We start from the raw sequence: 12,267 nt of genomic DNA, 5'->3' as shown, positions 1-12,267 counted from the left end.
ATGTGTAAATTTGCAGCCGATTATGAGCGTTAAAACCGATACAAAAAACCAGGAGATAGTTAAGAATGTGTTTACAGCCTTTTTAAGTGATAAAGGGCACCGTAAAACACCAGAACGCTATGCTATTTTACAAGAAATTTATAATAGCGAAGAACACTTTGATATAGAATCGTTGTACTTGAACATGAAAAACAAAAAGTATCGTGTTAGTCGTGCAACCTTATACAACACTATTGAACTTCTTTTAGAATGTGGTTTGGTGCGTAAACATCAATTTGGGCAAAATCAGGCACATTATGAAAAATCGTATTTTGATAAGCAACATGACCATGTTATTTTAACAGATACAGGAGAAGTAATCGAGTTCTGCGATCCGCGAATTCAATCTATAAAGAAAACAATTGAAGAAGTTTTTGATATTGAAATCACAAATCATTCACTCTACTTTTACGGCAACAAGAAAACAACTAAATAATATTTTACAACATGGCAGTAGACTTACTACTAGGATTACAATGGGGAGACGAAGGCAAAGGAAAAATTGTTGATGTTTTAACCTCCAACTACAACATTATTGCCCGTTTTCAAGGCGGACCAAATGCTGGGCACACCTTGGAATTTGATGGTATTAAACACGTTTTACGAACGATTCCTTCTGGAATTTTTCACGACGATTCCATAAATGTCATTGGTAATGGTGTGGTGATTGATCCTGTTGTGTTTGTAAAAGAATTAGAAGGACTTGATCAATTTAACATTGATTATAAAAAGAAATTAATCATTTCTAGAAAAGCACATATTATTTTACCAACGCACCGTATGTTGGATGCCGCCAGCGAAACCTCCAAAGGGAAGGCTAAAATTGGTTCGACTTTAAAAGGTATTGGCCCAACTTATATGGACAAAACAGGTAGAAATGGTATTCGTGTTGGCGATTTAGAATTGGTTGACTGGAAAGATAAATATCGTGCGCTTGCTAATAAGCATGAAGCCATGATTGACTTTTACAATGTGAAGATTGAATATGATTTAGAAGAATTAGAAACTGAATTTTTTGAAGCAATAGAGCGCTTAAAGGAATTAACATTTATTGATTCAGAAGAATATTTATACCAAGCCCAAAAAGCAGGTAAAACTATTTTAGCCGAAGGTGCTCAAGGTTCGCTGTTAGATATCGATTTCGGGACCTATCCTTTTGTAACCTCTAGCAACACAACTGCTGCTGGTGCTTGTACTGGTTTAGGTGTGGCGCCAAATCAAATTGGCGATGTTTATGGTATTTTTAAAGCCTATACAACCCGTGTTGGTTCTGGTCCATTTCCAACAGAATTGTTTGATACAGTTGGCGAAGATATGGCTAGAATAGGTCGTGAATTTGGCGCCGTTACTGGTCGTGCTAGACGTTGTGGCTGGTTGGATTTAGTGGCTTTAAAATATGCTTGTCAAGTAAATGGTGTTACCAAATTAATGATGATGAAAGGCGATGTCCTTTCCGGATTTGAAACACTTAAAATTTGTACAGCTTACGAATATAAAGGTGAAACCATTACGCATTTACCTTATAATATAGAACCTGAAAATATTAAACCTATCTATTCAGATTTCGCTGGTTGGAAAGACGATTTAACCAAAATGACTGAAAAATCGCAATTCCCAAAAGAATTGAACGATTATATCGCTTTCTTGGAAAAAGAATTAGAAATTCCCATTACTGTAGTTTCTGTTGGACCAGATAGAAAACAGACGATTTTTATGTAAGTTCTATTTTTACGATTGAAGTATCATTTAAAATAGAGCGAAGCATCTTATAAAAAAACGAAACCTGTCAGGATAAATTTCTTGACAGGTTTTTTTGTTAACGCTCAATTTCTATTAAAAATTTCACAAACAAACCCATCACTTCATTTTTATCATTATTTTTGAGGCAAATTTTATAATTTGAAACAATCAATCCTTATATATAGCTTATTCATCTGCTGCTTGTTAGTATTTACATCAGCATCAGCCCAAGAGCAAAAGCAAATTCAAATTGTTTATTCGGGTTTTTTAAACTTTGATGATGCCGTAGAACCTGGTTTAAAAGTCATGACACGTGATGATTCCGGTCAAGTGCATGTTATTCACGAAGGTATAGACATGTGGTGCGATCAAGCCAATTTGTATAGTAATGAAAACTTCGTGGAAGCCTACGGAAACGTCACCATGAAACAAGGTGATACCATAAACATGAAATCCGAATATGTAGAATATAGCGGAAAAACCCAACTAGCATTTGCCAGTGGCAAAGTAGAACTGGAAGAACCAAACTCCATTTTAACAACAGATACCCTTTATTTTGATCGTGTTAAACAGGAATCGTATTATAAAAGTGGTGGTCGTGTGGTGCGTGATTCTTCGGGAACCATTACCAGCCAAATTGGCCGCTATTATATGAACGCTAAAAAATACCAATTTGTAAATAATGTGGTTTTGGATAATCCAGATTACGTGATTAATACCAATCAACTAGATTTCTATTCAGAAACCGGTCACGCCTATTTATATGGACCATCCACTATTGTAACCGATGAAAGTAAAACCTATTGCGAAAAAGGGTTTTATGATACCGAAAACAAAACAGGTTATGGCATTAAAAAAACGCGTATAGATTATGACAACCGTATTTTTGAAGGCGATAGTATGTATTTTGATAACACCCGCAGTTTTGCCTCTGCTACTAATAATATTAAAGTCACAGATACCATTAATAAAAGCATAATAAAAGGCCATTATGCCGAAATTTATAAAGCGAAGGATTCGGTGTTTATTACCAAACGTGCATTAGCTATTACGGTTCAAGAAAACGATTCTATATATATGCATGCGGACACCTTGATGGTTACAGGAAAACCAGAAAAACGAATTACACGCGGATTTAGAAATGCGAAGTTCTATAAATCGGATATGAGTGGTAAAGCAGATTCGGTACATGTTAACCATGCGTCGGGTTTAACCCAGTTAATTAATTTAAGACGATTAGGGTCTCAAGATGCCTTTGCCAAGCGTCGAGACCCGGTTCTTTGGAATCTTCAAAACCAAATGACGGGTGATACCATTCACATAAAATCCAATCCAGAAACGGAAAAAATAGATTCCCTTTTTGTTTTTGAAAATGCCTTTGTTGTTAGTAGAGATACTATTAGTGAAGATGGCTATAATCAGGTTAAAGGAAAAACTTTAGTTGGTTTATTTAATGATGAAAATAATTTGCGTCAAGTAGATATTGATAAAAATGCCGAATCCATTTATTATGCGCGTAATGACGAGCAGGAATTAATTGGTATTGACAAAGCCAAATCAGGTAGCATTTCAATCCTATTTGCCGATGGTGATATTGAACAATTTATTCGATTCAAGCAACCGGATGCTGTAACAACACCCGAAACACAGTTCCCAGAAAACGGTCGATTGTTAAGAGGGTTTGTATGGCGTGATGAGGAACGCCCAAAAAGTGTGGAAGATTTATTTAGTGACGATCCGCCACTTAATCTACCTAAAATAAAGGGGCTTGAGGATTATGTACCTCAAGAAGAATTTTTTGATGACGCCTTATTAAAGCGGGTTGAAAAAGCTGATAAAAACACTAACAAAACGGCAGTTCCAACCGAGATTAACGATGTAAAAAAATCAAAAGTATCTCGAAATATTCCAGACGAAGCTTTAAATCCTGATAAAGACGAGAAAAAGGAAATTAAAGAAAACCCAAAGAAAAAACCGAGTATTGGAACCGGGATCAATTCAGATGATAATTAATTGTGAAAACAGATTTCTATACATATCAGGCGCAAACATCGCCACACCCTTTAGCTATGGAAGTATCTCATGCAGAAGGTTCCTATATTTATAATACAAACAACAAGGCTTTTTTAGATTTTGTTGCAGGTGTTTCTGCTTGTACTCTAGGACATAAACATCCCAAAGTTATAGCAGCCATTAAGACACAATTGGACAAGTATTTGCATGTCATGGTTTATGGCGAATACATTCAAGAATCGGCTGTGGCACTTACTAAATTATTGGCTGAACACTTACCTGAATCCTTACAAAATACCTATTTAACAAATTCAGGAACGGAAGCTGTAGAAGGTGCTTTAAAATTAGCTAAACGCGCAACCGGAAGAAGCGAAATTATTTCGGCCCACCACGCGTATCATGGAAATACTATGGGTTCCTTAAGTGTTATGGGTTTTGAAGAACGCAAAAAAGCATTTCGTCCATTAGTTCCAGATGTACGTTTTATCGCTTATAATAATGAGGCTGATATTCAAAATATCACCACCAAAACAGCTGGTGTTATTTTAGAAACCATTCAAGGAGGCGCCGGTTTTATTGAACCAAAAAACGGCTATCTGGAAAAAGTAAAAAAACGTTGTCAAGAGGTTGGTGCATTATTGATTTTAGATGAAATTCAACCAGGCATTGGTAGAACTGGAAAATTATTTGCCTTTGAACATTATAACTGTATTCCGGATATTTTAGTTACCGGAAAAGGTTTAGGCGGTGGCATGCCAATTGGTGCTTTTACGGCTTCAACTGATTTGATGAAACTCCTACAAGCCAACCCGAAATTAGGACACATTACCACATTTGGTGGACATCCCGTAATTGCAGCAGCAGCACACGCTACCCTACTTGAAGTCGTATCATCCAATTTAATGGAAGCAACTTTAGAAAAAGAAGCACTGATTAAAAAACATCTCAAACATCCACTGATAACCGAAATTCGCGGGCGAGGCTTAATGCTAGCTGCCCTAACACCTTCTGCAGACATTACAAACCAAGTCGTTTTAAAAGCGCAAGAGGCCGGACTTATACTGTTCTGGTTGCTATTTGAAACAAAAGCTATTCGAATCACACCACCTTTAACCATCAGTAACGCAGAAATCATGAAAGGTTGTCAAATAATTACGACTATTCTGGATGATATTCAAAGAAATCAAGCAGGATAAAAACCTGTTTCACAGTATTTAAGCTCAAATTATGGCTTAATTGTTGATTACTTTGTTAAAAACATTTAAACCTTTTGGGCTGCAACGCCAATTAGAGCCTTACATTTATTCAAGGAAAAACTATATAAATTAGCTTATGGAGTTACGTCCAAACGACAACAATAAAATATCCCTTACCCGATTCGAATCGATGTTAAAAACGAACCATATTTTGTTTTTCGATTCCGAAGAATTTGAGAATATCATTCATCATTATCTGAATCATGGTAAAATTGCTTTGGCCAAAAAAGCTATAAAGCTGGGTTTACAGCAACATCCCACATCTACGAATTTAAAATTGTTTAAAGTCGAAATATTCGTCTTTGAAAACGATTTAGAAAAAGCCGATGCTCTAATTAATGAACTCTATTTATTAGAACCATTAAATGAGGAAATCTATATCCAAAAAGCTAATATTCTATCCAAACGTGACGATCATAGAAAGGCAATTGAAGTTCTAGAAAAAGCATTAAAACTTACCGAGGATCCAATTGATATTTATTCATTGATTGGTATGGAACATTTGTTTTTAGATCAGTTTGAAGAAGCTAAAACCAATTTCATGAAATGTTTGGAATCTGATTTGGAAGATTATTCAGCCATGCACAATATGATTTATTGTTTTGACTTTTTAGAGCAACACGAAGAAGCCATCACGTATTTAAATATGTTTTTAGAAAAGAATCCATATAGTGAAGTAGCGTGGCATCAATTGGGCAAACAATATTACGATTTAAAAGATTATGAAAAAGCGCTAACAGCTTTCGATTTCGCTATTATTTCAGACGATCGCTTTATTGGTGCTTACCTAGAGAAAGGAAAAGTTCTTGAAAAATTAAAACGCTTCCCGGAAGCTATTGAAAATTACAGCATTACACTTACTTTGGACGATCCTACTTCCTTTGCCTTATTACGCATTGGTTTATGCCATCAAAAATTAGGAGATAACGATTTAGCTGTTCAATATTTCTATAAAACAGTTGAAGAAGATCCACTTTTAGATAAAGGTTGGATTGCGATAACTAAATTTTATAACCGTCAGAAAAATTTTCAAAAATCGCTTTACTACATTAATAAAGCCATTAATATTGATAGCGACAATGTCCATTATTGGAAGTTATACGCGCAAATTAATGAACGTTTACATCTTTTAGAAGAAGCAGAACGCGGCTATAAAAAAGCCTTAGAATTAGGCAATCATGAGCTGAATACCTGGTTAACCCGAGGCGATATTTTACATAAATTAGGTGAAACCGAGGCGGCCATTTATAATTTTATTCAAGCTTCTGAATTCTATCCAGAAAATGCGGAGATTGAATTCCGTTTAGCTGGTTTAAACTATATGCTTTCAGAAACTGAAAAAGGTTCCTATCATTTAAAGAATGGTTTGCGTTTTAATGCGGAATTCGTATTTATTATTGAGGAACTTTTTCCAAGTATTTACAAATCGCAACCCGTAAAATCGCTGCTAAAAGCAAAACTATAAGTTACACGTCTGATTTTATTTATTTACCTTTGGTTTCTTGTACTTAAAATTAAATCATGCAAAGACGTTTATCCGACTATTTACTAATTACGCTTAAAGGAATGGCTATGGGAGCAGCTGATGCAGTTCCTGGTGTTTCCGGTGGAACCATTGCCTTTATTTCTGGTATTTATGAAGAATTAATTACAACCATTAGTAATGTTAATTTAGGCCTGTTTAAAACGCTTAAAACGTCTGGCTTTTCTGCCTTTTGGAAAGCATTTAATGGTAATTTTCTAGTCGCATTATTACTCGGAATTATTGTCAGCTTTGTATCCTTCATGCGTTTGGCAAAATACCTGATAGAATATCACCCCGTTTTAATTTGGTCGTTTTTCTTCGGACTCATTATTGCAAGTATTTATTTTGTAGGAAAACAAATAAATAAGTGGCATTTACCCACCGTTTTAGCACTAATTATTGGAACCGTTTTAGCGTTTTACATTACAACATTACCATCTTCGGCAAGTAATGAATCGCCTTACTTTTTATTTATTGCAGGGGCTATTGCTATTTGCGCCATGATTTTACCAGGTATTTCCGGTTCGTTTATACTTCTAATATTAGGCGCTTATAAAACATTAAGTGATGCTTTTCACGATTTCGATTTACAGCGGATTGCCCTTTTTGCTGGTGGTGCTTTAGTTGGTTTATTAAGTTTTAGTCACGTATTAAAATGGTTGTTTAAAAATTATCACAACATCACGTTAGCCCTATTAACAGGTTTTATTTTTGGTTCTTTAAATAAGGTTTGGCCATGGAAATTAACCGATTTAGTTATGGAGAAAACATCTGGACTAGTAACGCCATTATCGGACATTACAACATTCGGGAATTTAACCATTTATCAGCAGCAGATAACCGACTTTGATTCGTTTAAAGTGATTTCGGAAACCAGTATTTTACCTAATATGTATTCCATTCAAAACAACGGATTGGATCCGCAATTAGTGCCAGCCGTTATCCTTATGATTACGGGATTCTTAACTATTTTTATTCTAGAACGCATCGGTAAAAAAGTCAAGTAATGCAAAGCACACGAACCTTCACCGATAAAATTTTCTTAATCTTAAAAGGGTTGGGAATGGGAGCTGCTAATAAGGTCCCTGGAGTTTCTGGAGGTGTAGTTGCTTTTGTTGCTGGTTTTTATGAAGAGTTTATTTATTCCCTTCAAAAAATTAACCGAAAGGCTTTTAAACTATTAATTAACGGACGGTTTAAAAGTTTCTATCAATATATAAATGGGCGGTTTTTAAGCTTACTTTTTTTAGGAATGATTATCAGTTATTTTAGTATTTCTAAAGTACTGGATTACCTTATAAAACATTATGAACTCTATGTTTGGAGTGTGTTTTTCGGTATGATTATTGGCTCCATTTATTACATCAGTAAGGATTTTAAAGACTGGAATTTTAAAACCTATGTAGCACTTGCTATCGGAATTATTTTAGGTGTAAGCATCAGCTTTTTAGATCCAGCAATGGAAAATGATAATTTATGGTTTGTATTTTTCTGCGGCATTATTAGTGTATCAGGCATGACACTTCCAGGATTTTCTGGCTCCTTTATACTTATTTTATTAGGTAACTATGTGTTATTATTAGTGGATTCTGTAAATGCCTTGTTTGATACCTTTGCAGAAGTTATTCAAGGGGATTTCAGTTTTATAGAAAATGCCGCTCGTATTCGCATGCTTAAAATATTAACCGTATTTACCCTAGGTTCTGTAGTGGGTCTCGTTACCTTTTCGCATGTATTAAGTTACATCCTGAAACATTATAAAAGTATTACATTGGCAACAATTATTGGATTCATAGTCGGATCATTAGGCGTGGTTTGGCCTTGGAAAAAAACGCTCTTCAAATTACAGACAGATGGAACCGCTTTATTAGATTCTTCGGGAAAGAAAATTATTGAAAATTACGAACGCTATTTCCCGGAAATGAACACGGAAACCTATTTGGCTTTAGTTTATATAATTCTTGGAATTGCCATTGTCTTAGCCTTGGAATTTTACGGACAAAAAACACAGAAACAACATGCGTAAATTCGGATTAATTGGTAAGAATATTTCGTATTCGTTCTCTCAAAATTATTTCTCCAATAAATTTTCGTCGGAAGCTATTACAGACGCCTCTTATGAAAATTTTGATATCCCAAATATTGAAGACGTTTTAAGCATTTTTGAAAGTACTGAAATAGTCGGGTTAAATGTGACGATTCCTTATAAAGAAACCATTATTCCTTATTTAGATAAGCTCCACAAAAAAGCACATAAAATAGGTGCTGTAAATACCATAAAACGCACTAAAAAAGGTGAATTAGTAGGTTATAATACGGATTGTTATGGTTTTAAAAAATCATTAAAACCACATGTACGGCCTACTCATAGACATGCCTTAATTTTAGGAACAGGAGGCGCTAGTAAAGCCATAGCTTTTACATTGGATGAATTAGGCATATCCTACAAATTTGTGTCTAGAACACGTGAAAATCCTGAATATTTAACTTATAATGAATTAAAGGGAGCTACCATTTCCAAGCATTTAATTATAATAAATTGCACGCCTTTAGGAACCTTCCCAAATATCACGGACGCTCCTAACCTCCCGTATGAATTTCTTACAAAAGACCACATTCTTTACGATTTAATTTACAATCCTGAAGAGACCCAGTTTTTAAAATATGGCAACCTTAAAAACGCGACTACCATTAACGGTTTACAAATGTTGAAATTCCAAGCAGAGAAAGCATGGCGTATTTGGAACACATACTAATTACACCATTTGTAACATTAATACGGGTTAACCTTTTGTAGTTATTGTAGTTGTTGTTATCTTTAACGCTAGAGTTATTTTAAAAAACTAACACATTTACAAAATGTCAGAGCACGATAACCTGCCAAAAGCAGATGGAAAACCAGAAGAGTTACAACCGGAAACTACTGAAAACGTTCAAGAAAACCAGGACGTTGCAAATGAATCATCACCTTCAGAAGCCATAGAAAAAATAGAAATACCTGTAGAAGCTGAAACAGCAAATGAAACTGAAAAAGCAGCAGAAACGGTTACCGAAGATCATGATGAAGTCATTAATGAGATTGAAGAATCCAATGCGGAAGACGCCGAGGATGAAGGCAATGCAGACAGGCATCATATTGAAGAAAAAGACTATGATAAAATGTCTATGGAAGCCTTGGTGAAGGAGCTGGAACATTTGGTTACAAACCATAAAGTGCAAGCCATTAAAAAGCAAGTAGAGGAAATTCGTTCGGAATTTAAATCGCAGTTTAACACTTTACTAGACGAGAAAAAGGAAGAATTTTTAAACGAAGGCGGAAATGAAATCGATTTCTTTTTTTCCAGTCCGCTGCAAAAACGTTTTAAAGATATATACAAAGATTACAAAGGCAAACTACACACGCATCATAAAAACATAGAAAATAACCTAAAAGATAATTTAGCCAATAGGCTTCAAATTATTGAAGAAATAAAAGGATTATTTAATGATGAGGAAAATATAAATACTACCTATAAACACTTTAAGGAACTCCAAGATCGTTGGAAAACGGCTGGCCCAATTCCACGTGACAAATACAATAATGCTTGGAATAGTTACCATCATCATGTTGAGGTTTTTTATGATTTTCTACATTTAAATCGGGATTTACGGGATTTAGATTTCAAACATAATTTAGATCAGAAATTAAAAATTATTGAGCGTGCTGAAGAGTTAGCAAAAGACGAAGATTTAAATCGTGCATTTAGAGAGTTACAGGTGCTACATAAAATGTGGAAGGAAGAATTGGGCCCTGTTGATAAGGAACATCGTGAAGCCGTATGGGACCGTTTTAAAGCTGCCACGAAAACCATTCATGACAGGCGCCAAGTTTATTTTGCTGAATTAGATCAAGTTTACGAGAAGAATTTAGAAGTTAAAAATGAAATAATTCTTCAGATCAACAAAATCAGTGAAAAAGGAGCTGATTCACATAATGGTTGGCAAAATAGCATTAAAGATGTGGAGCAATTTCGCAATTTATTTTTCAGTGCTGGAAAAGTGCCTATTAAGGTAAATGAGGAAACTTGGGCAAAATTTAAAGATGCAGTAAGAAACTTTAATCGCAAGAAAAATGCTTTTTATAAAAATTTAAAGAAATCGCAGTTTGATAATCTTCAAAAGAAAATGGATTTAATTCAAATAGCAGAAGACAATAAAGATAGTGAGGATTTTGAAAGCACTACAGCTTTAATGAAGAAAATTCAAAGCGATTGGAAGAAAATTGGTCATGTACCTCGGAAGAATAGTGATAAAATCTGGAAACAGTTTAAAACAGCTTGCAACTATTATTTTGACCGTTTGCACAAGGCTAAAGATGCCGTAAACGCGGAAGGCAATGAAGCTTTTACCAAAAAAGTGCAATTGCTTGAGGAATTGAAAACCTTGGAATTATCTGGTGACAAGGAAACAGATTTAGCAACCGTTAAATCCTTTATTGAAAACTGGAAGTCGGTTGGTAATGTTCCCTCAAACAAGCGTTATATTGAAGGAAAATTAAATAAAGCCTTGGATGGTGTTTTCAAAAAATTGAATTTAAATAAAAATGAAGCCGAACTAATCAAGTTTGAAACCAAGTTAGAATCCCTTAATAATGCACAAGATTCTAGGCATTTAGACAATGAGCGTATTTTTATTAGAAAGCGTATTACTGAAATTAAAGCAGAAATAAATCAGTTGGAAAACAACTTGCAATTTTTTCAGAATGTTAATGATGAAAATCCTTTGGTACAAGACGTTCATAAAAATATTGAAAAACACAAGCAAGATTTGAAATTGTGGAAAACCAAATTGCGCAAAATTAAAGAATTATATTAGAAAGACACCACAAACCATAAAGGTCTCAAATACAAAATCCTGCTTGTCGCATAAGAACGTCAAGCAGGATTTTTTCTAACTAAACTAACTAATAGTTGTTTTGTCCCAACCTAAACAACTAATTCTACCTACATGTACGTTATAAGGAAAGATAATTTTTGATTATGCTATTAATCTACTTTTTCAACGTACAATTATAATATATACGCACAGAAAATTGATTTGGATCTTTTGGGTTGAAAGTTTTTTAAAACAAGACTTAATAAAAACCTATCAAACTAAAAATCAGCAAAATAAAATTACATATTTTTACATTCACCAAAGTTGAAGCTATTGAAAACCTGAAAAACGGTTTTCAATTACCGCTTTTTAGCTTCTTCCCATTATGAAACTATTTGAAAACCTGAAAAACGGTTTTCAAATACCGCTTTTTAGTTTCTTCCCATTATGAAACTATTTGAAAACCTGAAAAACAGTTTTCAATTACCGCTTTTTAGCTTCTTCCCATTATGAAACTATTTGAAAACCTGAAAAACGGTTTTCAATTACCGCTTTTTAGTTTCTTCCCATTATGAAACTATTTGAAAACCTGAAAAACGGTTTTCAATTACCGCTTTTTAGCTTCTTCCCATTATGAAACTATTTGAAAACCTGAAAAACGGTTTTCAATTACCGCTTTTTAGCTTCTTCCCAATATGAAACTATTTGAAAACCTGAAAAACGGTTTTCAATTACCGCTTTTTAGCTTCTTCCCAATATGAAACTATTTGAAAACCTGAAAAACGGTTTTCAATTACCGCTTTTTAGCTTCTTCCCAATATGAAACTATTTGAAAACCTG

9 protein-coding genes are annotated in these 12,267 nt (G+C 34.3%); all 9 read left to right on the top strand.

All coding sequences use genetic code 11. From position 1 onward, the window contains the following. Positions 1-22 precede the first annotated feature (22 nt). The 9 genes from GMA17_RS02035 (at position 23) to GMA17_RS01995 (ending at position 11,427) form a co-directional block, all read left to right on the top strand. Positions 23-475: a Fur family transcriptional regulator gene (locus tag GMA17_RS02035; protein ID WP_092208756.1), complete on the top strand. Its 453-nt coding sequence runs from the start codon at positions 23-25 to the stop codon at positions 473-475. 11 nt (positions 476-486) lie between these two features. After that, positions 487-1,758 (top strand): adenylosuccinate synthase, encoded by a 1,272-nt coding sequence (locus GMA17_RS02030; protein ID WP_248398592.1) that lies wholly within the window; start codon positions 487-489, stop codon positions 1,756-1,758. Positions 1,759-1,938: 180 nt separating this feature from the next. Further along, positions 1,939-3,792, top strand: a complete 1,854-nt coding sequence (locus GMA17_RS02025) for an OstA-like protein (protein WP_248398590.1) — start codon at positions 1,939-1,941, stop codon at positions 3,790-3,792. 2 nt (positions 3,793-3,794) lie between these two features. Further along, positions 3,795-4,988: an aspartate aminotransferase family protein gene (locus tag GMA17_RS02020; protein WP_248398588.1), complete on the top strand. Its 1,194-nt coding sequence runs from the start codon at positions 3,795-3,797 to the stop codon at positions 4,986-4,988. A 136-nt stretch (positions 4,989-5,124) separates the two neighbouring features. Beyond that, complete coding sequence (locus tag GMA17_RS02015) at positions 5,125-6,513, top strand: tetratricopeptide repeat protein (RefSeq protein ID WP_248398586.1); 1,389 nt, start codon at positions 5,125-5,127, stop codon at positions 6,511-6,513. A gap of 56 nt (positions 6,514-6,569) precedes the next feature. Then, positions 6,570-7,580, top strand: coding sequence for a DUF368 domain-containing protein (locus GMA17_RS02010; RefSeq protein ID WP_248398584.1), 1,011 nt, complete (start codon positions 6,570-6,572; stop codon positions 7,578-7,580). Next, on the top strand, positions 7,580-8,599 hold the full coding sequence (locus GMA17_RS02005; protein WP_248398583.1) for a DUF368 domain-containing protein: 1,020 nt from the start codon (positions 7,580-7,582) through the stop codon (positions 8,597-8,599). The genes GMA17_RS02010 and GMA17_RS02005 overlap by 1 nt, the downstream gene beginning before the upstream one ends. After that, the gene (locus GMA17_RS02000) at positions 8,592-9,329 is read left to right on the top strand and encodes a shikimate dehydrogenase (RefSeq protein WP_248398581.1); all 738 of its coding nucleotides are present in this window, start codon (positions 8,592-8,594) and stop codon (positions 9,327-9,329) included. Before GMA17_RS02005 ends, GMA17_RS02000 begins: the two co-directional genes overlap by 8 nt. A gap of 103 nt (positions 9,330-9,432) precedes the next feature. Then, positions 9,433-11,427, top strand: a complete 1,995-nt coding sequence (locus GMA17_RS01995; protein ID WP_248398579.1) for a DUF349 domain-containing protein — start codon at positions 9,433-9,435, stop codon at positions 11,425-11,427. Positions 11,428-12,267 lie beyond the last annotated feature (840 nt).

Source organism: Bizionia sp. M204 (assembly GCF_023205095.1).
Taxonomy (GTDB): Bacteria; Bacteroidota; Bacteroidia; order Flavobacteriales; family Flavobacteriaceae; genus Algorimicrobium; species Algorimicrobium hallyeonense.
This window is presented reverse-complemented; position numbering and strand designations above follow the sequence as displayed.

Excerpts from the sequence above, each read along its gene's own strand:
- GMA17_RS02035 (WP_092208756.1), top strand. The coding sequence starts at position 23 with ATGAGCGTTAAAACCGATACAAAAAACCAGGAGATAGTTAAGAATGTG.
- GMA17_RS02030 (WP_248398592.1), top strand. The coding sequence starts at position 487 with ATGGCAGTAGACTTACTACTAGGATTACAATGGGGAGACGAAGGCAAA.
- GMA17_RS02015 (WP_248398586.1), top strand. The coding sequence starts at position 5,125 with ATGGAGTTACGTCCAAACGACAACAATAAAATATCCCTTACCCGATTC.
- GMA17_RS02010 (WP_248398584.1), top strand. The coding sequence starts at position 6,570 with ATGCAAAGACGTTTATCCGACTATTTACTAATTACGCTTAAAGGAATG.
- GMA17_RS02005 (WP_248398583.1), top strand. The coding sequence starts at position 7,580 with ATGCAAAGCACACGAACCTTCACCGATAAAATTTTCTTAATCTTAAAA.
- GMA17_RS02000 (WP_248398581.1), top strand. The coding sequence starts at position 8,592 with ATGCGTAAATTCGGATTAATTGGTAAGAATATTTCGTATTCGTTCTCT.
- GMA17_RS01995 (WP_248398579.1), top strand. The coding sequence starts at position 9,433 with ATGTCAGAGCACGATAACCTGCCAAAAGCAGATGGAAAACCAGAAGAG.